Source organism: Pseudomonas sp. SZ57 (genome assembly GCF_009495975.1).
Taxonomy (GTDB): Bacteria; Pseudomonadota; Gammaproteobacteria; order Pseudomonadales; family Pseudomonadaceae; genus Aquipseudomonas; species Aquipseudomonas syringae.
The window spans coordinates 1-20,820 of the sequence record NZ_WIBD01000016.1; the positions used below are offsets into that span (position 1 = coordinate 1).

General features: G+C 60.7%; 18 protein-coding genes. 8 read left to right on the top strand and 10 right to left on the bottom strand.

Features of this window, described 5'->3' with window-relative positions; all coding sequences use genetic code 11:
* On the top strand, positions 1-305 hold a 305-nt coding region (locus tag GE543_RS15390; RefSeq protein ID WP_153221803.1), incomplete at its 5' end, for an IS3 family transposase.
* 152 nt (positions 306-457) lie between these two features.
* On the opposite strand, the gene fba is transcribed toward GE543_RS15390, so the two are convergent.
* The 7 genes from fba to tkt form a co-directional block, all read right to left on the bottom strand.
* The gene (fba, locus tag GE543_RS15400) at positions 458-1,522 is read right to left on the bottom strand and encodes a class II fructose-bisphosphate aldolase (RefSeq protein ID WP_003316351.1); all 1,065 of its coding nucleotides are present in this window, start codon (positions 1,520-1,522) and stop codon (positions 458-460) included.
* Positions 1,523-1,635: 113 nt separating this feature from the next.
* A complete protein-coding gene (locus GE543_RS15405) occupies positions 1,636-1,962 on the bottom strand; it encodes an MliC family protein (RefSeq protein ID WP_003320832.1) in 327 nt (108 codons plus the stop codon).
* Between the two features lie 52 nt (positions 1,963-2,014).
* Positions 2,015-2,212, bottom strand: coding sequence for a hypothetical protein (locus GE543_RS15410; RefSeq protein WP_003316353.1), 198 nt, complete (start codon positions 2,210-2,212; stop codon positions 2,015-2,017).
* 84 nt (positions 2,213-2,296) lie between these two features.
* On the bottom strand, positions 2,297-2,527 hold the full coding sequence (locus GE543_RS15415; RefSeq protein ID WP_153221804.1) for a hypothetical protein: 231 nt from the start codon (positions 2,525-2,527) through the stop codon (positions 2,297-2,299).
* A gap of 27 nt (positions 2,528-2,554) precedes the next feature.
* A complete protein-coding gene (locus GE543_RS15420) occupies positions 2,555-3,718 on the bottom strand; it encodes a phosphoglycerate kinase (RefSeq protein ID WP_153221805.1) in 1,164 nt (387 codons plus the stop codon).
* Positions 3,719-3,740: 22 nt separating this feature from the next.
* Complete coding sequence (gene epd / locus GE543_RS15425; RefSeq protein ID WP_010432325.1) at positions 3,741-4,784, bottom strand: erythrose-4-phosphate dehydrogenase; 1,044 nt, start codon at positions 4,782-4,784, stop codon at positions 3,741-3,743.
* Positions 4,785-4,867: 83 nt separating this feature from the next.
* Positions 4,868-6,865: a transketolase gene (gene tkt, locus GE543_RS15430; protein WP_103690093.1), complete on the bottom strand. Its 1,998-nt coding sequence runs from the start codon at positions 6,863-6,865 to the stop codon at positions 4,868-4,870.
* 258 nt (positions 6,866-7,123) lie between these two features.
* Here tkt and GE543_RS15435 point away from each other — a divergent pair, with 258 nt between their 5' ends.
* The 4 genes from GE543_RS15435 to GE543_RS15465 all read left to right on the top strand — a co-directional run bounded on the left by GE543_RS15435 (position 7,124) and on the right by GE543_RS15465 (position 12,216).
* A complete protein-coding gene (locus tag GE543_RS15435; protein WP_046270130.1) occupies positions 7,124-8,119 on the top strand; it encodes a metalloregulator ArsR/SmtB family transcription factor in 996 nt (331 codons plus the stop codon).
* A 20-nt stretch (positions 8,120-8,139) separates the two neighbouring features.
* Positions 8,140-9,330: a methionine adenosyltransferase gene (gene metK, locus GE543_RS15440; RefSeq protein WP_003372639.1), complete on the top strand. Its 1,191-nt coding sequence runs from the start codon at positions 8,140-8,142 to the stop codon at positions 9,328-9,330.
* Positions 9,331-10,073: 743 nt separating this feature from the next.
* The gene (gene ligB / locus GE543_RS15460) at positions 10,074-11,759 is read left to right on the top strand and encodes an NAD-dependent DNA ligase LigB (RefSeq protein WP_153221806.1); all 1,686 of its coding nucleotides are present in this window, start codon (positions 10,074-10,076) and stop codon (positions 11,757-11,759) included.
* A gap of 40 nt (positions 11,760-11,799) precedes the next feature.
* On the top strand, positions 11,800-12,216 hold the full coding sequence (locus tag GE543_RS15465) for a DUF1090 domain-containing protein (protein WP_003420111.1): 417 nt from the start codon (positions 11,800-11,802) through the stop codon (positions 12,214-12,216).
* A gap of 46 nt (positions 12,217-12,262) precedes the next feature.
* Here GE543_RS15465 and GE543_RS15470 read toward each other — a convergent pair whose 3' ends face one another.
* The 3 genes from GE543_RS15470 to GE543_RS15480 all read right to left on the bottom strand — a co-directional run bounded on the left by GE543_RS15470 (position 12,263) and on the right by GE543_RS15480 (position 14,841).
* Positions 12,263-12,664 (bottom strand): MAPEG family protein, encoded by a 402-nt coding sequence (locus GE543_RS15470; RefSeq protein ID WP_003405186.1) that lies wholly within the window; start codon positions 12,662-12,664, stop codon positions 12,263-12,265.
* A 114-nt stretch (positions 12,665-12,778) separates the two neighbouring features.
* A complete protein-coding gene (locus GE543_RS15475; RefSeq protein ID WP_103689851.1) occupies positions 12,779-14,170 on the bottom strand; it encodes a heavy metal sensor histidine kinase in 1,392 nt (463 codons plus the stop codon).
* Positions 14,167-14,841, bottom strand: a complete 675-nt coding sequence (locus tag GE543_RS15480; protein ID WP_003372647.1) for a heavy metal response regulator transcription factor — start codon at positions 14,839-14,841, stop codon at positions 14,167-14,169. The genes GE543_RS15475 and GE543_RS15480 overlap by 4 nt, the downstream gene beginning before the upstream one ends.
* 251 nt (positions 14,842-15,092) lie before the next feature.
* Between GE543_RS15480 and GE543_RS15485 the strand changes: the two genes are divergently transcribed.
* The 3 genes from GE543_RS15485 to GE543_RS15495 all read left to right on the top strand — a co-directional run bounded on the left by GE543_RS15485 (position 15,093) and on the right by GE543_RS15495 (position 20,820).
* Entirely contained in the window at positions 15,093-16,319 is a 1,227-nt protein-coding gene (locus tag GE543_RS15485) for a TolC family protein (protein ID WP_153221807.1), read from the top strand.
* A 67-nt stretch (positions 16,320-16,386) separates the two neighbouring features.
* On the top strand, positions 16,387-17,643 hold the full coding sequence (locus tag GE543_RS15490; protein ID WP_153221808.1) for an efflux RND transporter periplasmic adaptor subunit: 1,257 nt from the start codon (positions 16,387-16,389) through the stop codon (positions 17,641-17,643).
* Positions 17,644-17,667: 24 nt separating this feature from the next.
* On the top strand, positions 17,668-20,820 hold the full coding sequence (locus tag GE543_RS15495; protein WP_153221809.1) for a CusA/CzcA family heavy metal efflux RND transporter: 3,153 nt from the start codon (positions 17,668-17,670) through the stop codon (positions 20,818-20,820).

Sequence of the window (20,820 nt, forward strand, 5' to 3'; positions counted from 1 at the left end):
AGCCGATTTTGCATTCCGACCAAGGCTGGCAATATCGGATGCCTATTTACCAGCGACTGCTCAATGAGAATTCGATCGCAGCCAGCATGTCGCGCAAGGGTAACTGCTACGACAACGCGGCTATTGAGAGCTTTTTTAGCACACTGAAATCCGAATTTTTCTACCTGAACAAATTTAACGATCTGGATGAGCTTCAAGCGGGTATCGAAGAGTACATTGAGTATTACAATCACTCACGCATAAAACTGAAGCTTAACGGCCTGAGTCCTGTGGAATACAGAATGCAGGCTGCCAAGGCAGCGTAGGTGGATAATTGTCCAACCTTCGGGGGTCACACCACTCCAGCGTGGGCATGCAGTTCGTGACGCTCCGCGTCACATTCATTCGCCGCGCAGTTACTTTTGACCCGACATAAAAAAACCCGCATTTCTGCGGGTTTCTTCAATGCTCAGTCAACTCAGTTGACCTTGGCATCCAGTTCGCCACGCGCGTAGCGTTCGAACATGGCGTCCAGGGAGATCGGCTTGATCTTCGAGGCGTTGCCAGCGGTGCCGAATGCTTCGTAACGGGCGATACAGACGTCACGCATGGCCGAAACAGTCTTGGCCAGGTACTTGCGCGGGTCGAACTCGCTCGGGTTTTTGGCCATGAACTCGCGGATGGCACCGGTGGACGCCAGACGCAGGTCGGTGTCGATGTTGACCTTGCGCACGCCGTGCTTGATGCCTTCAACGATTTCTTCGACCGGCACACCGTAGGTTTCTTTGATGTCGCCGCCGAACTCGTTGATGATCTTCAGCCATTCCTGTGGAACAGACGAAGAACCGTGCATCACCAGGTGAGTGTTGGGGATGCGCTTGTGGATCTCTTTGATACGCTCGATCGCCAGGATGTCGCCGGTAGGCGGCTTGGTGAACTTGTAAGCGCCGTGGCTGGTGCCGATGGCGATGGCCAGGGCATCGACCTGAGTGCGCTTGACGAAGTCGGCGGCTTCTTCCGGGTCGGTCAGCATCTGGCTGTGATCCAGAACACCTTCCGCACCAACGCCGTCTTCTTCACCGGCCATGCCGGTTTCCAGCGAACCCAGCACGCCCAGCTCGCCTTCCACGGAAACGCCGCAGGCGTGAGCGAAAGACACCACGCGACGGGTAACGTCGACGTTGTAGTCGTAATCGGCCGGAGACTTGCCGTCTTCACGCAGCGAGCCGTCCATCATCACCGAGCTGAAGCCCAGCTGGATCGAGCGCTGGCAGATGTCAGGGCTGGTGCCGTGGTCCTGGTGCATAACCACCGGGATGTGCGGAAACTCTTCGATCGCGGCGAGGATCAGGTGACGCAGAAACGGCGCACCGGCGTACTTGCGGGCACCGGCAGAAGCCTGGACGATCACCGGGGAGTCGGTCTTGTCGGCCGCTTCCATAATGGCGCGCATCTGTTCCAGGTTGTTTACGTTGAAAGCTGGAACGCCGTAGCCGAATTCGGCTGCGTGGTCCAACATCTGGCGCATGCTGATAAGTGCCATTGTCTGTGTCTCTCCCGGTAGGGTCGTTAGTCGAGCAAGCCTGCCGTAGTGGCGGCTGCCATTCAAGTTATAAGCTCAGCCGCGAGGCCGTGCGTGTGTGCCCGAGATCCGACTTATCTGGCCTTGCAGCCGCGACCGATCAGATCGTTGGTAGCGTCCCAGTAGATCAGGCCCTCGCTACCCTTGTTGACGAATGCCAACACATTGTTGCTGTACAGCGTACCGCTGGCAGCGCCGGGTTCGGCCTTGAGCCTGAACACCTGATCGCTCTGATTCAGACGCACATCGACTTCCTTCTTGGCCGAGTCGATGTAGCGCCAGTTGACCTCTGCATTGCTGTCGCATACCCAGCGATTCCAGGGGTCATTCTGCTGCGGTGAACTCATGCTCGAACAACCGCCAAGCACTGCCAAAACCCCAAGGGCAATCACGCCTTTCATTACGTCTCCTGGCTGCCCTGCGAAACGCGGCACGTGCCGGTCGTTTCAACTGTCAGGGGCAGTTCTGTTCCTGATTTCGGTCATCGGCCGGCTCACCGGTGACATGTGCCTCGACCCGTTGACTGTTTTCAGTCGTCGGCACATTCACGGCGGCCGGGCTGAATATCTGACAGGTCTTGGCACGCGAGCCAGAACCGGTACAACCAGCCAGTACAATGCAGCTCATCAGAGCCAGGGCAGCGATCTTCATGGCGAAACTCCTTTCGCGGAAAAATATCCACCCTTTAAAGACCGCTGAAGCCCGTCAATGTTGCCAACGGGTTTCAGACCTGGCTCACAGGCAACCTACATTGCCGGTCCGCGGCATGAATTGATAACGATCCCACACCTCCGGACCGCCGCGTTTGTAGACCACCGGCACCGTTTCTGCCTGCCAGCCCGCCTGATAGCAGCTTAGCTGGAGCGGTTGGGTCGGGGAGTCGCTCTCCACCTCTTCAGCCGCAGGCTTGCCCGCGCAACCGGCCAACAAACCTGCGATGAGAAACCACGGTAACGCCCTGACCATTGACCACTCCTTGTCCAAAGCTTTCACTCAAGCCTTGGCGCGTTGTTCGAGCACTTCCACCGCTGGCAGAACCTTGCCTTCCACGAACTCGAGGAACGCACCGCCACCGGTCGAAATGTAGGAAATCTGTTGCGCAACACCGTACTTGTCGATGGCTGCCAGCGTGTCGCCGCCGCCCGCGATGGAGAACGCCGGGCTTTCAGCGATGGCCTTGGCCAGCGTCTTGGTGCCTTCACCGAACTGATCGAACTCGAACACGCCGACCGGACCGTTCCACAGGATAGTCCCTGAAGATTTCAGTAATTCGGCGAAATGCGCAGCAGTTTGCGGGCCAATATCGAGAATCATGTCGTCATCGGCGACGTCGGCGATCAGCTTGACGGTAGCGGCAGCGCTCTCGGCGAACTCCTTGGCAACCACCACGTCAGTCGGCAACGGCACGCTGACTTTGGCGGCGATGGCGCGTGCGGTGTCGAGCAGATCAGGTTCGTACAGCGATTTACCGACCTTGTGACCGGCTGCAGCCAGGAAGGTGTTGGCAATGCCGCCGCCGACGATCAACTGATTGCAGATGCCGCTCAGGCTGTTGAGCACGTCCAGCTTGGTGGAGACCTTGGAGCCGGCAACGATGGCGGTCATCGGCTGGGCTGGAGCACCCAGGGCCTTGCCCAGCGCTTCGAGCTCGGCGGCCAGCAACGGACCTGCTGCGGCCACCTTGGCGAATTTGGCCACGCCGTGAGTAGAACCCTCGGCACGGTGCGCGGTGCCAAAGGCATCCATCACGAACACGTCGCACAGCGCTGCGTATTGCTGCGCCAGCTCGTCGGCGTTCTTTTTCTCGCCCTTGTTGAAGCGAACGTTCTCGAACAGGACGACATCACCGGCCTTCACGTCGACACCGTCCAGGTAATCGGCAACCAGCGGAACGTCACGACCCAGCGCCTTGCTCAGGTAGTCGGCAACCGGCTTGAGGCTGTTCTCGGCAGAAAACTCACCTTCTGTCGGGCGGCCAAGGTGCGAGCAGACCATGACGGCCGCGCCCTTCTCCAACGCCAGCCTGATGGTCGGCAGCGAAGCGAGGATACGTGCATCACTGCTGACCACGCCGTCCTTTACCGGGACGTTGAGGTCTTCGCGGATCAGTACACGTTTACCTTGCAGATCGAGGTCGGTCATCTTCAAGACGGTCATGAGCATTCCTGTTTTTTTACTGTTATTGGTCAGCGACGCGCAGAAAGTGATCGGCGACGTCGAGCATTCGATTGGCAAAGCCCCACTCGTTGTCGAACCAGGCCAGCAGATTGACCAGCCGGGGTCCGGAAACGCGGGTCTGACTCGCATCGACAATGGCCGAATGCGGGTCATGGTTGAAATCGCAACTGGCGTGCGGCAGTTCAGTGTAGGCCAGCAGCCCCTTGAGCGGGCCGCTGGTGGCGGCCTCACGCAGGATACGGTTGATCTCCACGGCATCGGTGTCTCGCGACATCTGCAAGGTAATGTCCAGACAGGACACATTCACCGTCGGCACGCGAACAGCTTTGGCCTGAATTCGGCCGGCAAGTTCCGGAAGCAGCCGCTCGATTCCTCGCGCCAGACCGGTGGACACCGGAATGATCGACTGGAAAGCCGAGCGGGTACGGCGCAGATCCTCGTGATGATAAGCGTCGATCACCGGTTGATCGTTCATCGCCGAGTGGATGGTGGTGATGGTCATGTATTCCAGGCCGATCGCCTGATCCAGCAAGCGCAGCAGCGGCACACTGCAGTTGGTGGTGCACGACGCGGCCGAGACCAGCAGCTCGCGGCCAGTCAGCTTGTGCTGGTTGATGCCGAACACCACGGTGGCATCGACATCCCGTTCGCTGGCCATCGGCTGGGAAAACAGCACCCGCGGCGCGCCGGCATCCAGAAAACGCTGGCCGTCTTCGCGAGTGTTGTAGACGCCAGAGCACTCGAGCACCAGATCGACTTCCAGACCGGCCCAGTCGATGCCTTCCGGCGTCGCACTGCGCAGCACCTTGATCCGGTGGTCATTGATGTGCAGGTATTGCCCTTCGACCCGCACTTCGCCGGGAAACCGGCCGTGTGTGGAGTCAAAGCGCGTGAGGTATTCGAGACTGGCCATGTCAGCCAGATCATTGATGGCAACTACTTCAAACCCGGCCTTGGCCCCTCGCTCGCACAGCGCGCGAACGACACAACGACCAATACGGCCGTAGCCGTTCAGAGCAACTTTGTAAGGGCGGGGCTGGGGCATGAAATTTTCGCCAGGGAATAACAATCATGTGGGAGCGAAGCGTCGCCCGGTCCGCTCCCACAACATCAACATCACATAGCTGATCAGTCTTCCAGCAGCTCTTCAGCAGTGCTCAGGACGTTTTCCAGCGTAAACCCGAACTCTTCGAACAGCGCTGGCGCAGGGGCCGACTCGCCGAAGGTGGTCATGCCGATCACGCGTCCTTCCAGGCCGACGTATTTGTACCAGTAGTCGGCGTGAGCCGCTTCGATGGCAATACGCGCGCTGACCTGCAACGGCAGCACCGCCTGCTTGTACGCAGCATCCTGAGCTTCGAAAATGCTGGTGCATGGCATGGACACCACGCGCACGTTGCGACCCTGTTCGGTCAGCTTGTCGTACGCCTGCACGGCCAGACCGACTTCCGAACCGGTCGCGATCAGGATCAGCTCAGGCTCGGCCGCGCAATCACGCAGTACGTAACCGCCACGCGCGATGTAGGACAGTTGCTTCTCGTCGCGTGCCTGGTGAGTCAGGTTCTGACGGGAGAAGATCAGTGCCGACGGGCCATCGTCACGCTCGATAGCGTGTTTCCAGGCCACGGCCGATTCCACCGCATCCGCAGGGCGCCAGGTGTCCAGGTTCGGCGTGGTACGCAGGCTGGTCAACTGCTCGATCGGCTGGTGAGTCGGGCCGTCTTCGCCCAGACCGATGGAGTCGTGGGTGAATACGTAGATCACGCGCTTCTTCATCAACGAGGCCATACGCACCGCGTTGCGAGCATATTCCATGAAGATCAGGAAGGTTGCGCCGTAAGGCACGAAGCCGCCGTGCAGGGCGATGCCATTCATCATGGCGCCCATGCCGAACTCACGAACACCGTAATGCAGGTAGTTGCCGTTAGGGTCTTCGCCGGTGATGCTCTTGCAGCCTTTCCAGATGGTCAGGTTGGACCCGGCCAGGTCAGCCGAACCACCCAGAATTTCCGGCAGCAACGGGCCCAGTGCGCTCAGCGCGTTCTGGCTGGCCTTGCGGCTGGCGATGGTTTCGCCCTTGGCGTTGACTTCGGCGACATAAGCCGCTGATTTTTCAGCGAAATCAGCAGGCAATTGCCCACTCATGCGACGAATGAAGTCGTTGGCCAGCTCCGGGAAAGCGGCGGAATAATCAGCAAAACGCTGATCCCATTCGGCTTCGGCAGCCAGGCCTTTTTCCTTCCCGTTCCACTCGGCATAGATATCAGCCGGGATTTCGAAAGGACCGTAGTTCCACTTCAGCGCAGCACGGGTCAGGGCGATTTCGTCGGCACCCAGCGGCGCACCGTGGGACTCTTCCTTGCCCTGCTTGTTCGGCGAACCGAAACCGATGGTGGTCTTGCAGCAGATCAGCGTTGGCTGATCGCTCTTGCGAGCGGTTTCGATGGCCGTCTTGATTTCTTCAGGGTCATGACCGTCGACATTGCGGATCACCAACCAGCCGTAGGACTCGAAACGCTTCGGCGTATCGTCGGTGAACCAGCCTTCCACTTCGCCATCGATGGAGATGCCGTTGTCGTCGTAGAACGCGATCAGCTTGTTCAGTTGCAACGTACCGGCCAGCGAGGCCGCTTCGTGGGAAATACCTTCCATCATGCAGCCATCGCCCATGAACACGTAGGTATGGTGATCGACGATGGAGTGGCCTGGACGGTTGAACTGTGCGGCGAGTGTCTTCTCGGCGGCAGCGAAACCGACGGCGTTGGCAAAGCCCTGACCCAGCGGACCGGTGGTGGTCTCGACGCCAGGCGTGTAACCGTATTCCGGGTGGCCGGGAGTACGGCTGTGCAATTGACGGAAGTTTTTCAGGTCGTCGATGGACAGGTCGTAGCCGGTCAGGTGCAGCAGCGAATAGACCAGCATCGAGCCGTGGCCGTTGGACATGATGAAACGGTCACGGTCGGCGAACGAAGGGTTTGCCGGGTTGTGTTTCATATAATCGCGCCAAAGAACCTCGGCGATATCCGCCATGCCCATGGGGGCACCCGGATGGCCGCTGTTGGCTTTTTGCACGGCATCCATGCTGAGGGCACGAATAGCGTTGGCACGCTCACGACGGCTTGGCATCGCTGATCTCCTGGGAATTAAGAAATAGGATTGAGAAAAAGAAGGCTATTTTCCCTCACGGACAGGCCGGGGGCAATCACAGATAGACGACCATAGGCTTTTTTCCGGGGTTGCGGACATTATTTGGTACGCAAAGACTGGATCACCCGTCTGCACGACAAGTTCACAACGCCTGACCGGCGCCACCCATCCAGCAATATCAAAACTTTTTGATATTGCCCTTGCGACACTCCGGATCGCTCTCTAGACTGCGCAGCTATGAACCTGCGTGTACCTGCCATTCGACACGATGCATGCGACGACCTCTCTGCATTGTGCAAGGCCGGCGGCGATCCCTTGCGGCTGAACGTGCTGCGTGTGCTGACCAACGACTCGTTCGGCGTACTGGAACTGGCGCAGATTTTCGCCATCGGCCAGTCCGGCATGAGCCACCACCTCAAGGTGCTGGCGCAGGCTGATCTGGTCGCGACACGGCGTGAAGGCAACGCGATTTTCTACCGGCGCGCCCTGCCCCACACCGACTTGCCGGGTGGCAGGCTGCATGCGGCGCTGCTCGATGAAGTGGATACGCTGGACTTGCCGGACGACGTACAAAGCCGTATTGGCCTGGTGCATCGGCAACGGGCATTGGCCAGCCAGGATTTTTTCGCCCGTACCGCAGAAAAGTTTCGTGCCCAGCAGGACCTGATCGCCGGTTTGGCGCAGTACAGCGAAAGCCTGCTGACCTTGCTCGACAAACTGAGCTTCGGCGCCCAGGCAACCGCTCTGGAAGTAGGCCCCGGTGACGGCGGCTTCCTCCCTGAGCTGGCGCGACGCTTCGCTCAGGTCATCGCGATGGACAACAGCCCGGTCATGCTCGACCTGGCGCGTGGCGTCTGCGAGCGCAAGGCACTGGCTAACGTTGAGCTGAGGCTGGCCGATGCACTGACCGACGCTAAAGTCAGCGCCGATTGCGTCGTCCTCAACATGGTGTTGCATCATTTCGCGGTACCGGCCGAAGCCTTGAGGCAACTGGCCGAACATGTAAAACCCGGCGGTAGCCTGCTGGTAACAGAATTGTGTAGTCATGACCAGAGTTGGGCCAGGGAGGCCTGTGGCGATCTCTGGTTAGGTTTCGAGCAGGAAGACCTGGCCCGTTGGGCCATCGCTGCGGGGCTAGTTCCCGGGGAAAGCCTCTATGTAGGCTTACGTAATGGTTTCCAGATCCAGGTTCGCCATTTTCAGCGACCGGCTGGCGACACTCACCATCGGTAAAATGAAGGAAACCCGTAGAGATGAGCGAATACTCACTTTTCACCTCCGAGTCCGTGTCCGAAGGGCATCCGGACAAGATCGCCGACCAGATTTCCGACGCGGTTCTGGACGCCATCATCGCTGAAGACAAATACGCCCGTGTAGCGTGCGAAACACTGGTCAAGACCGGTGTGGCGATCATCGCTGGCGAAGTGTCGACTTCGGCCTGGGTCGATCTGGAAGACATCGTGCGTAACGTCATCCTCGACATCGGCTACAACAGCTCCGACGTCGGTTTCGACGGCGCGACCTGCGGCGTGATGAACATCATCGGCAAGCAGTCGGTAGACATCGCCCAGGGCGTTGACCGCAGCAAACCTGAAGATCAGGGCGCTGGCGACCAGGGCCTGATGTTCGGCTATGCCAGCAATGAGACCGACGTGCTGATGCCAGCGCCGATCACCTTCTCCCACCAGCTGGTGCAGCGTCAGGCCGAAGCGCGTAAATCCGGCCTGCTGCCGTGGCTGCGCCCGGATGCCAAATCCCAGGTTACCTGCCGTTACGAAAACGGCAAGGTGGTCGGCGTCGACGCCATCGTCCTGTCGACCCAGCACAACCCGGATGTGTCGTACAAGGACCTGCGCGAAGGCGTGATGGAGCTGATCGTCAAGCACGTCATCCCTGCGCACCTGCTGCACAAGGACACCCAGTTCCACATCAACCCGACCGGCAACTTCATCATCGGTGGCCCGGTAGGCGACTGCGGTCTGACCGGCCGCAAGATCATCGTCGACACCTACGGCGGCATGGCACGTCACGGCGGCGGTGCTTTCTCCGGCAAGGACCCATCGAAGGTTGACCGTTCGGCTGCCTACGCCGGTCGCTACGTCGCCAAGAACATCGTCGCTGCCGGCCTGGCCGAGCGTTGCGAGATTCAGGTGTCCTACGCCATCGGCGTCGCTCAACCGACTTCGATCTCGCTGAACACGTTCGGCACCGGCAAGCTGTCCGATGACAAGATCATCAAGCTGGTCCGCGACAACTTCGACCTGCGTCCTTACGCAATCACCACCATGCTCGACCTGCTGCACCCGATGTACCAGGCCACTGCAGCCTACGGCCACTTCGGCCGTATCCCGGTCGAAATGACCGTTGGCGATGACACCTTCACCGCCTTCACCTGGGAAAAAACCGACCGCGCCGACGCCCTGCGCGCAGCTGCCGGCTTGTAAAACCCCAGAAAAAAGCCCCGGACGACCTGGTCGTTTCGGGGCTTTTTTTCGTCTGGAGATATGGAAGCTCCGAGTCCGATCAAGAAAATGCGGCGCGCCGCAGACTTGTGACGCAGAGCGTCACCCAAGGCATTCCCACGCTGGAGCGTGAGGAACGATAACCTCAACTATCGTGCCCGATGCTCTGCGCTTCTGCCCGAAGGGCGTGTGAGCTTGCTCACGAAGAGGCCGGTGCCGGCGCGACTATCGTGCGGCGCTCTGCGTCGCATGCCTTTCTGGACGCTCCGCGTCCTCTTGACGACGCAGAGCGTCGAGAACTGCGTTCCCACGCTGGAGCGTGAGGAACGATAACCTCAACTATCGTGCCCGATGCTCTGCGCTTCTGCACGAAGGGCGTGTGAGCTTGCTTACGAAGACGCCGGTGCAGGCGCGACTATCGTGCGGCGCTCTGCGTCGCATGCCTTTCTGGACGCTCCGCGTCCTCTTGACGACGCAGAGCGTCGAGAACTGCGTTCCCACGCTGGAGCGTGAGGAACGATAACCTCAACTATCGTGCCCGATACTCTGCGCTTCTGCCCGAAGGGCGTGTGAGCTTGCTTACGAAGACGCCGGTTCAGTCACTGAGCACTCCGCGTGGACATGCCTACCTGCGCAATGGCAAAACCCGGTAACCAAGCCCTACCCCTTCACCACACGACAACGACTAGCCTCATCGGGCCCATTCCTAAAGCAAGGATGCTTCGATGCTGCCCACCGTTCGACTGATGACGTGTGCTCTTCTGTTCCTTCTGCCCGGCCTCGGCCATGCCAGCCAATGCCCTGACTGGCCTGCAGCCAAGGCGCGCAGCGAGGTCACGGCCTTGCAACAGCAGATTGCTGATTGGGACGACAGTTACCACCGGCAGGGCATTTCGCAAATCCCGGACGAGCTCTACGATCAGGCGCGGCAGAAGCTGAGCCTGTGGCGCTCGTGCTTTGCCGTTTCCACACCCGAGTCCGATCCGCTAAAGACAGCCGTTGGCCCGTTACCTCATCCCGTTCCGCACACGGGCGTCAACAAGCTGGCCGACAAAGGCAGCGTCAAGGGCTGGCTCAAAGGCCGCAACGATCTGTGGATTCAACCCAAGGTCGATGGCGTAGCCGTCACGCTGGTCTATGAACAAGGCCAGCTTGTGCAGGCGATCAGTCGTGGTGACGGGCGCAAGGGGCAGGACTGGACCTCGCAGGCGCGACTGATCAAGGCCATTCCGCAAAAGTTGCCCCAGGCTGAATCCCCGATACTGCAAGGCGAGCTGTACTGGCGGCTGGACGACCATATTCAGTCCGCGTCCGGCAGCGTCAACGCGCGCAGCAAGGTCGCAGGATTACTGGCGCGGCAGACAATCAGCCCGCAGCAGGCCGACGCCATCGGGCTGTTTGTCTGGGACTGGCCGAACGGGCCTGCCGCTATGGCGCAACGTCTCGCTGGCCTGCAAGCCATGGGTTTTGAGGACAGCGCGGCCTATACGCATCCACTGGAAAACTACGCCAAGGCCGCACGCTGGCGCGAGCATTGGTATCGCAATCCCCTGCCGTTCGCCACGGATGGCGTGATCATGCGTCAAGGCCAACGCCCACCCGCGCAGCGCTGGCAAGCCAGTGCGCCTTACTGGATCGCCGCCTGGAAACATCCCTACGCCCAGGCGCTGGCCGAGGTGCGCAAGGTCAACTTCAAGATCGGCCGCAGTGGCAGGATTACGCCGGTGCTGGAGCTGACCCCGGTACGCCTCGACGACCGTACCGTCAGCCGCATCAGCACGGGCTCGCTGCAGCGCTGGCAAACACTGGATATCAGGCCTGGCGATCAGATCGCCGTGAGCCTGGCCGGACTGACGATTCCACGACTCGATGGCGTGGTGTCCCGTGCCGCTGAACGAGCTGACATGATCATTCCGCGAGCCGAAGACTTTCATGAACTCAGCTGCTGGCAAGCCACACCGGGCTGTGAAAGCCAGTTCCGCGCCAGACTGGCATGGCTCAGCGGCAAGAAAGGCCTGGCACTGCCCGGTGTTGGTCCGGGGACCTGGAACACGCTTATCGAGAACGGCCAAATCATGGGCTTACTCGATTGGATGACCCTGAATCATGCTGAGCTTGTTAACATTCCCGGCTTCGCTGAACGCAGTAGCGCTAAACTGCTCGACAGCCTGCAAACCGCACGCGAACGGCCGTTTCAGACATGGCTTAAGGCCATCGGACTGCCGCCCACGGGAGGCGCCAGACTGCCCGACAACTGGCACGAACTGGCTGACCGTAGCGTTGAGCAATGGCAAGCAGAGCCAGGCATTGGTCCTGGTCGTGCGGCCAGGCTCAGGGCTTTTTTTCAGGACCCACAGGTACAGGCACTGAGCCAGCAATTGCAGGCGCAGAGCATTTCAGGTTTTAAGTAGCGGACGTTCATTTTTCTGTCCGTATTCAAACGGAGTTCATATGCAGTTTTTATCACCACTGATTCTTTTCACCAGCTGCACGCTGCTCGCTACAACCGTGTTCGCAGACGCACAGGCGCCCTCCCCCGTGCAGTCCGAATGCCAGATCAAAAGTCAGGAAATCAGCAGCAAGATTCAGGATGCCAAGACCGAGGGTAATAAAGCGGAACAGGCCGGCCTTGAAAAGGCACTCGCCGAGGTCAACGCCAACTGCACCGAAACGTCATTGATCAAACAGCGCAAGCAGAAGGTGCTCGACGCCAAGCAGGAAGTCAGCCGCCGTCAGACCGACCTGAACAAGGCCATGGAAAAGGGCGATCCGGAGAAGATCAACAAGCGCAAGGACAAGCTCGCCGATTCGCGCAAGGAATTGCAGCAAGCCCAGACCGAACTCGAGAAAGTCCAGCCAGACGATTGATCAGGTTGCGACGCTGCCTATGATCGGCAGCGTCGCGAACAGCCTGTCAGGACACGGCCGGGAAAGCCGACACCCCGAACAGCGCGATGATCAGGCCCATGCCCACCAGCCAGACAAGCGAGCGCAGTGCGGCCAGATCGGCCAGATAGAAAATGATGTACAGCAGGCGGCTGGTGATAAACAGCACCGCCAGCACATCAATCGTCACCAACTGCGCGTTGCCGGCAATGTGCGCAATGATCACCGCTGCGGCAAACGCCGGGGTCACTTCAAAGCTGTTCAGCTGGGCAGCATGCGCACGGCGCGGGAACCCCTCCAGCTTGTCGAGAAAGGCCCGCGGGTCATGATTATGCCCGCTGCCAAATTTGCCGCTGCCGAACTTGGCGATACCGGCACAGATAATCGGCAGCAGGATCGCGACCAGCACGCACCAGAAAGCAACTGTCATACGTCCATCCTTATAGATTCAGCTTCATCGGAAGCATCCGGGCAATACCCGCTCACACACTATGAGCAGGGGGTCAGCGAAAGGTTCTTGAAGAACGACCACCAACCTGACGCATTACACCAGTTTAGGAAAGATCAGGCTGAACGTGGTGAATTGGCCCGGCTCGCTCTGCACCGTAACCTGCCCCTCGTGCAGGCTCATGATGGAACGCACAATCGCCAGCCCAAGCCCGGTCCCGCCCTGCTGTCGCGCGCGGCTGACATGCACCCGATAGAAACGATCGAACAGGCGCGGCAGGTGCTCGGCATCGATGCCATCCCCCGCATTGCGCACCGCCAGTGACACTTCATCCTCATGTGTGGCAAGCGTGAGGGTAATCACGCTGCCCGACAGACCGTGACGAATGGCGTTGGACAGCAGATTGGAAATCGCTCGCTGAATCATCAGCCGGTCCCCGGTCGCCCTGGCGTGCCCCTGAACCTGCAAGGTGATGTCGCGATCCTCCGCCGAGGAGGAAAACAGTTCAGCGACCTTGTCTGCCTCCTCACGGAGATCGATGACCTCGACCGGCAACGGCGCTGCGGGCTGGCTGACGCTGGCCAGAAACAGCATCTGACTGATCATGCGCGACATGCGCTCCAGCTCTTCGGTGCAGGACTCCAGCGCCTGCTTGTACTCCTCCGACGGGCGTGGTCTGGACAGCGTGACCTGCGCCCTGCCCATCAGATTGTTCATCGGTGAGCGCAGCTCATGCGCGAGGTCGTCCGAGAACTGCGCCAGTTGCTGCACATCACCGTCCAGCCTGTGCAGCATGAAGTTGACCGCATGTGCCAGGTCGCGCAACTCGTCAGGAAGGCCCTTCACTTTCATGCGATGAGACAGGTCGCGGGCCGAGATCAGCGCGGTGACCTTCCTGAACGCCCCCAGCGGCCTGAGCCCGCGACGCACCACCCACCAGACGCCAAAGCCGACCAGCAGCAGAATCACCGGCAAGGCCAAACAGGTCGATCTGACGTAAGCGTGCAGCAGCACGGTGTCGCTTTCCCTGTCCATGGACAGCCTGACCAGCACGTCCTGACCGGTCTTGAGGCGTACGGTCCTGTAACCCAGGAGAATCTTGTGGCCCTGGGCGGATTTCAGTTCCTGAAAGCCTTGCGGCAGCGCATCGGTATCGGGAACCGGCAGACTTCGTCCCTCCTGGTTACCGACGCTCATCAATTCTTGCCGAGGGTTGCCCACGTCGAGAATGGTCAGCGAGAAGCTGTCATGCCCGACGATCTGGTCACGCAGCGTGTGCGGGTACTGGACGATGTCGACAACGCCCAGAAACCCCTCGCTCATGCTGTGTTCGATCTGCCTGAACTTCTCGTTCAAACCGTCTTCGGCACGTATATCGAGCTGACGGGAAATGGCTGCGTAGGCGAGCATTTCCATGACCAGCACCAGGCACCCGATGAGTGCCGCGACCGTCAATCCGAGACGTGTCGAGAGACGGGTCAGCTTCATTCACGCACTTCCAGTACGTAACCGACGCCACGCAGCGTATGAATCAGCTTGGTCTCGAACGGATCGTCGATCTTCGCGCGCAGACGGCGGATCGACACCTCCACCACATTGGTGTCGCAATCGAAGTTCATGTCCCAGACCAGAGAGATGATCTGGGTGCGCGACATGACTTCGCCGCTGTGCCGCATCAACAGATGCAGCAGCGCGAATTCCTTGGTCGTCAGGTCGATGCGCTGGCTGCCGCGGAATGCCCTGTGGCGCCCCTGATCCAGCTCCAGATCGCCGACCTGCAACACCTTGGAAGTGGTGGTCTGCTCGCTACGGCGCATCAGCGTGCGGACCCGTGCCAGCAACTCCGGAAACTCGAATGGCTTGACCAGATAATCATCGGCGCCCATTTCCAGGCCCTTGACCTTCTCCTCAAGACGCCCGCGTGCAGTGACCATCATGATGCGGGTACTGACGGTCTTCCTCAGGCGGCTCAACACCTCCCAGCCGTCCATCTCCGGCAGGTTCACGTCCAGTATCACCACATCGTAAGCCTGATGCTGCGCAAGGTAGAGACCATCGAGGCCGGTGGCAGCGATATCGACGATATAGCCACTTTCGGTCAGACCCTGATGCATGTATTCGGCAGTTTTCGGCTCGTCCTCGACGACAAGGATTCGCATAACCAGGCTTCCTGTTTGATGAACGGTGAATGACGATGCCGTGCAGTGTACTGAAAAGAAACGCCCATCCCGCTGGATAACAAAATCGTAATTTTGCAGCAATCCCTCTGATAACTCCGGTTGCATACAGTCCCCTCAGCCAACTTCAGCGCCCTGGTGCCTGTTTGTTTTTTGCTTTCGATGGGGTGAGTCATGCGACTGGAGAATAACGTGCGCGCTCAGCGTACAGATCGATTGGCAGGAAGTGCGCTATGAGAGTCGCCGCACTTTGCCTGGTGTTGTTACCGCTTGTTGCCCCTGGCATTGCCGCAGCTCAAGGCATCAGCCTGGCTCAGGCCCTGGAGGCAGCCTTCGCCCGTAACCCGGAACTTGCCGCAGCCCAGTGGGAGATCGGCGTCGCCGAAGGCGATCGACAGCAGGCCGGACTGATCCCCAACCCGACGGTGTCATGGGAAGTGGAAGACACCCGCCGCGAGACCAGCACCACCACCGTGATGCTCAGTCAGGCCCTGGAACTGGGCGGCAAGCGCGGGGCGCGCATTGAGGCCGCCAGCAAGGGTCAGGACGCTGCGCAGCTGGAGCTGGAGCGGCGCGGCAACGAGCTGCGTGCCGAAGTGGTTCAGGCGTTTTACGCAGCCGCGCGGGCACAGGCTGGCCTGGAGCTGGCCCGTCAATCCAGAGCATTGGCCGAGCGCGGCCTTGAGGTTGCCGAAGGGCGAGTCCGGGCGGGCAAGGTATCGCCGGTGGAAGCCACACGCGCCCAAGTGCAACTGGCCGAAACCGACCTGCTGGTCCGCCGCGCCGAGACCCTGAAAATCAACAGCAACCGCGAGCTGGCGCGCACCACTGGTTCGCCGCTCGCCTCTTTCGAACGTCTGGACTACAACGACCTGTCGCCAGGCAAGCTGCCACCGGGCGCAAAGCTACTGACCGCCCTCAATCAGTCCGCCGAGCTGCGCCTGGCCCAGACCCAGATCGAGCAACGCGAAGCCGCGCTCGGGTCGGAGCGCGCCAAGCGCATCCCGGACCTGACCGTCAGCGTCGGCAGCCAGTACAGCCGCGAAGAGCGCGAGCGGGTCAACGTCGTGGGTTTGTCGATGCCACTGCCGCTATTCGATCGAAACCAGGGCAACGTGCTCGCGGCATCACGCCGTGCCGACCAGTCGCGCGACCTGCGCAACGCCGTCGAACTCAGGCTGCGCACCCAGACGCAGTCCGCCCTCGATCAATGGAACACCGCCGCGCAGGAAGTCGAGTCCTTCGACCGCGTGATCCTGCCCGCCGCGCAACGTGCAGTCGACACGGCAACGCGCGGCTTCGAGATGGGCAAGTTCGGTTTTCTGGAAGTGCTGGATGCGCAACGGACGCTGATCTCGGCGCGCAGCCAGTACCTAGAATCGCTGGCCACCGCCACCGAGGCCAGAGTCGCCATCGAGCGAATCCACGGTGACCTCAACCGCTTCAGCCTCAACCCCTGACTTTCCTTTTCCGCCTGTATCGAGCGTATCCAAAAGTGCTGCATGCACCTGATCGCCGGGAGCCTTCATGAACAACAAACGAAGCATTGCCATCGCACTGGCGGTGGTGGTCATCATTGGTCTGGGCAGTCTGACCCTGAACCCGCAGAGGCTGCCGTTCGCAGCCGGACCAGAACCGTCAGCCGATGAGCACGCGCATGAATCCGGGCAGGGCCATGCTGACGAGCAGGAGCACGGCAACGAGGCAAAGAAACCGGATGCCGCAGCCTCCGAGTCTTCCCATGAAGAAGAGGAAGAAGGACACATCGAGCTGACTGCCGAGCAGATCAAGGCGGCAGGCATTGAGCTGGCCAGCGCCGAACCTCGGCAGATGAACACGACCGTGACCTTCCCCGGCGAAATCCGCTTCGATGAAGACCGCACTGCGCATGTCGTGCCGCGGGTCAGCGGCGTGGTCGAAGCGGTGAAAGTCGATCTGGGTCAATCGGTGAAAAAGGGCCAGGTGCTGGCGGTGATTGCCAGCCAGCAGATTTCCGATCAGCGCAGCGAATTGAACGCTGCGCAACGACGTCAGGAACTGGCGCGCCTGACCTTGCAACGCGAAAAGAAACTCTGGGAAGACAAAATCTCGGCCGAGCAGGATTACTTGCAGGCGCGTCAGGACTTTCAGGAAGCCGACATTAACCTGGCCAACGCGCGGCAGAAGATCAGCGCCATCGGTGCCAGCACCCATCCTTCGGCGGGAAGCCGCTACGAGCTGATCGCACCGTTTGACGCCGTGGTCGTGGAAAAGCACCTGGGCATCGGCGAGATGGTCAGCGAGGCCAGCAACGCCTTCACGCTGTCAGACCTGTCGCGTGTCTGGGCCACCTTCGGCGTGGCGCCCAGGGATCTGGACAAGGTGGTGGTCGGTCGTCCGGTCATCGTCAGTGCGCCCGACCTGAATGCCCGGGTCGAAGGACGAGTCGGCTACGTCGGCAGCCTGCTGGGCGAGCAGACCCGCGCTGCGGCCGTGCGCGTGACGCTGGCCAACCCCCAGGGCGCATGGCGTCCCGGCCTGTTCGTTTCGGTGGAAGTCGCCGCCGAGCAGTCCAGTGTGGCGGTCAGCCTTCCCGAATCGGCGATCCAGTCGGTCGAGGACAAGCCCTCGGTCTTCGTGCGCAACGCTGAAGGTTTTCAACTGACGCCGGTGACACTTGGCCGCCGCGATGGTGGCCACGTGGAAATCGTCAAGGGCCTGGCGGCCGGCACACAAGTGGCCACCGCCGGCAGTTTCATCCTCAAGTCGGAGCTGGGCAAAGGCTCCGCCGAGCACGCCCATTGATCTGCGTCCCACGAGTACCCCCACATGTTTGAACGGTTGATTCAATTCGCGATTGAACAGCGCATCGTCGTGATGCTTGCTGTGTTGCTCATGGCTGGGCTGGGCATCGCCAGTTACCAGAAGCTGCCCATCGATGCGGTCCCCGACATCACCAACGTACAGGTGCAGATCAACACGTCCGCACCCGGTTTCTCGCCGCTGGAAACCGAGCAGCGCATCACCTTCGCCATCGAGACCAACATGGCGGGCCTGCCCGGTCTGCAACAGACGCGCTCGCTGTCGCGCTCGGGCCTGTCGCAGGTCACGGTGATTTTCGAGGACGGCACCGACCTGTTCTTCGCCCGCCAACTGGTAAACGAGCGCCTGCAGATCGCCAAGGACCAGTTGCCGGAAGGCGTCGATGCGATGATGGGGCCGATCTCCACCGGCCTCGGCGAGATCTTCCTGTGGACAGTCGAAGCCCGCGAGGGCGCGCTGAAAGAAGACGGCACGCCGTACACGCCGACCGACCTGCGGGTGATTCAGGACTGGATCATCAAGCCACAGTTGCGCAACGTGCCGGGCGTGGCCGAGATCAACACCATCGGCGGTTTCGCCAGGCAGTACCAGATTGCGCCTGATCCGAAAAAACTGGCCGCCTACAAGCTGACGCTGAACGATCTGGTGGCAGCGCTGGAGCGCAACAACGCCAACGTCGGCGCAGGCTATATAGAACGCGGCGGCGAGCAGTTACTGATTCGCGCACCCGGTCAGCTGGGCACCGTGGACGACATCGCCAACATCGTCATCGCCAATGTGCAGGGCACGCCGATCAGAATCAGCAGCGTGGCCGAGGTCGGCATCGGCAAGGAAATGCGCTCCGGCGCAGCCACCGAAAATGGCCGTGAAGTGGTGCTCGGCACGGTGTTCATGCTGATCGGTGAAAACAGCCGGACCGTCTCGCAGGCGGTGGCCGCCAAACTCGCCGAGATCAACCGCACACTGCCTGCAGGTGTCGAAGCGGTAACGGTTTATGACCGCACCACGCTGGTGGAAAAAGCCATCGCGACGGTCAAGAAGAACCTGATCGAAGGCGCGATTCTGGTCATCGTGATTCTGTTTCTGTTCCTCGGCAACATCCGTGCTGCGCTGATCACCGCCATGGTGATTCCGCTGGCCATGCTATTCACCTTCACCGGCATGTTCACCAACAAGGTCAGCGCCAACCTGATGAGCCTGGGCGCGCTGGACTTCGGCATCATTGTCGATGGCGCGGTGGTGATCGTCGAAAACGCGATCCGCAGACTGGCGCATGCCCAGCAAAAGCACGGTCGCATGCTGACCCGCAGCGAGCGTTTCCACGAGGTCTTCGCCGCCGCCAGAGAAGCCCGTCGACCGTTGATCTTTGGTCAGTTGATCATCATGGTCGTGTACCTGCCGATCTTCGCCCTCACCGGTGTGGAAGGCAAAATGTTCCACCCGATGGCCTTCACCGTGGTCATCGCCCTGCTCGGCGCCATGATTCTTTCGGTGACCTTCGTACCTGCCGCCATCGCCATGTTCGTGACCGGCAAGGTCAAGGAAGAAGAAGGCTTTGTGATGCGCACCGCCCGCCAGCGCTACGCGCCGATCCTGAGCTGGGTACTGGGGCATCGCTCGATAGCGTTCGGCATGGCCTTGTTGCTGATCGTGCTGTCGGGGTTCACCGCCAGCCGCATGGGCAGCGAGTTCATCCCCAGCCTGAGCGAAGGCGACTTCGCCCTGCAGGCGCTGCGGGTGCCCGGCACCAGCCTGACCCAGTCGGTGGACATGCAGCAGCGTCTGGAAAAAGCCATCATCGACAAGGTCCCGGAAGTGCAGCGCGTGTTCGCCCGCACCGGCACCGCCGAGATCGCCGCCGACCCGATGCCGCCCAACATCTCCGACAGCTACGTGATGCTCAAACCGCAAAGCGAATGGCCTGACCCGGACAAGTCTCGCGAAACACTGATCGCCGACCTGCAAAAGGCCGCCGCCAGTGTACCGGGCAGCAACTACGAACTGTCCCAGCCGATCCAGTTGCGCTTCAACGAACTGGTTTCCGGCGTGCGCAGCGATGTCGCGGTAAAGGTCTTCGGCGACGACATGAACGTGCTGAACCAGACCGCCGCAAAAATCGCCGCCACCCTGCAAAAAGTGCCAGGCGCCTCGGAAGTCAAAGTCGAGCAGACCACCGGGCTGCCGGTGCTGACCATCAACATCGATCGCGACAAGGCCGCGCGTTATGGCCTCAACGTGGCCGACGTGCAGGACGCCATCGCCATTGCGCTGGGCGGTCGTCAGGCGGGCACGCTGTATGAGGGCGACCGCCGCTTCGACATGGTGGTGCGCCTCTCCGAGCAACTGCGAACCGATGTGGACGGGCTCTCCAGCCTGCTCATTCCGGTGCCTGCAAGCGCTGGCAATCAGCAGATCAGCTTCATCGCCCTGTCTCAGGTCGCCAGTCTCGACCTGGTACTCGGCCCGAACCAGATCAGCCGCGAGAACGGCAAACGCGTGGTCATCGTCAGCGCCAACGTGCGCGGTCGGGATCTCGGCTCGTTTGTCGAAGAAGCGGGCACCACCATCGACAACGGCGTGCAGATCCCGGCCGGCTACTGGACCAGTTGGGGCGGGCAATTCGAACAACTGCAATCGGCCGCCAAACGCCTGCAGATCGTCGTGCCGGTGGCGCTGCTGCTGGTACTGGCGCTGTTGTTCATGATGTTCAACAACCTCAAGGACGGCCTGCTGGTCTTCACCGGCATCCCGTTCGCCCTGACCGGCGGCGTCATGGCTCTGTGGCTGCGCGACATTCCCCTGTCGATCTCCGCAGGCGTGGGCTTCATCGCCCTGTCGGGTGTGGCGGTGCTGAACGGCCTGGTAATGATCGCCTTCATCCGCAGCCTGCGCGAACAAGGCCACTCGCTGCACAGCGCCATCAACGAAGGCGCCCTCACCCGCCTGCGCCCGGTGCTGATGACCGCACTGGTCGCCTCCCTGGGCTTCATCCCCATGGCCCTCGCCACCGGGACTGGCGCCGAAGTGCAGCGACCTCTGGCGACGGTGGTGATTGGCGGGATTCTGTCGTCGACAGCGCTGACGTTGCTGGTGTTGCCGGCGTTGTATCAGTGGGCGCATCGGCGGGAGGATGAGGAGGCGATTGAGGCGTTGAAATAG

Excerpts from the sequence above, each read along its gene's own strand:
- fba (WP_003316351.1), bottom strand. The coding sequence starts at position 1,522 with ATGGCACTTATCAGCATGCGCCAGATGTTGGACCACGCAGCCGAATTC.
- GE543_RS15405 (WP_003320832.1), bottom strand. The coding sequence starts at position 1,962 with ATGAAAGGCGTGATTGCCCTTGGGGTTTTGGCAGTGCTTGGCGGTTGT.
- GE543_RS15410 (WP_003316353.1), bottom strand. The coding sequence starts at position 2,212 with ATGAAGATCGCTGCCCTGGCTCTGATGAGCTGCATTGTACTGGCTGGT.
- GE543_RS15415 (WP_153221804.1), bottom strand. The coding sequence starts at position 2,527 with ATGGTCAGGGCGTTACCGTGGTTTCTCATCGCAGGTTTGTTGGCCGGT.
- GE543_RS15420 (WP_153221805.1), bottom strand. The coding sequence starts at position 3,718 with ATGACCGTCTTGAAGATGACCGACCTCGATCTGCAAGGTAAACGTGTA.
- epd (WP_010432325.1), bottom strand. The coding sequence starts at position 4,784 with ATGCCCCAGCCCCGCCCTTACAAAGTTGCTCTGAACGGCTACGGCCGT.
- tkt (WP_103690093.1), bottom strand. The coding sequence starts at position 6,865 with ATGCCAAGCCGTCGTGAGCGTGCCAACGCTATTCGTGCCCTCAGCATG.
- GE543_RS15435 (WP_046270130.1), top strand. The coding sequence starts at position 7,124 with ATGAACCTGCGTGTACCTGCCATTCGACACGATGCATGCGACGACCTC.
- metK (WP_003372639.1), top strand. The coding sequence starts at position 8,140 with ATGAGCGAATACTCACTTTTCACCTCCGAGTCCGTGTCCGAAGGGCAT.
- ligB (WP_153221806.1), top strand. The coding sequence starts at position 10,074 with ATGCTGCCCACCGTTCGACTGATGACGTGTGCTCTTCTGTTCCTTCTG.
- GE543_RS15465 (WP_003420111.1), top strand. The coding sequence starts at position 11,800 with ATGCAGTTTTTATCACCACTGATTCTTTTCACCAGCTGCACGCTGCTC.
- GE543_RS15470 (WP_003405186.1), bottom strand. The coding sequence starts at position 12,664 with ATGACAGTTGCTTTCTGGTGCGTGCTGGTCGCGATCCTGCTGCCGATT.
- GE543_RS15475 (WP_103689851.1), bottom strand. The coding sequence starts at position 14,170 with ATGAAGCTGACCCGTCTCTCGACACGTCTCGGATTGACGGTCGCGGCA.
- GE543_RS15480 (WP_003372647.1), bottom strand. The coding sequence starts at position 14,841 with ATGCGAATCCTTGTCGTCGAGGACGAGCCGAAAACTGCCGAATACATG.
- GE543_RS15485 (WP_153221807.1), top strand. The coding sequence starts at position 15,093 with ATGAGAGTCGCCGCACTTTGCCTGGTGTTGTTACCGCTTGTTGCCCCT.
- GE543_RS15490 (WP_153221808.1), top strand. The coding sequence starts at position 16,387 with ATGAACAACAAACGAAGCATTGCCATCGCACTGGCGGTGGTGGTCATC.
- GE543_RS15495 (WP_153221809.1), top strand. The coding sequence starts at position 17,668 with ATGTTTGAACGGTTGATTCAATTCGCGATTGAACAGCGCATCGTCGTG.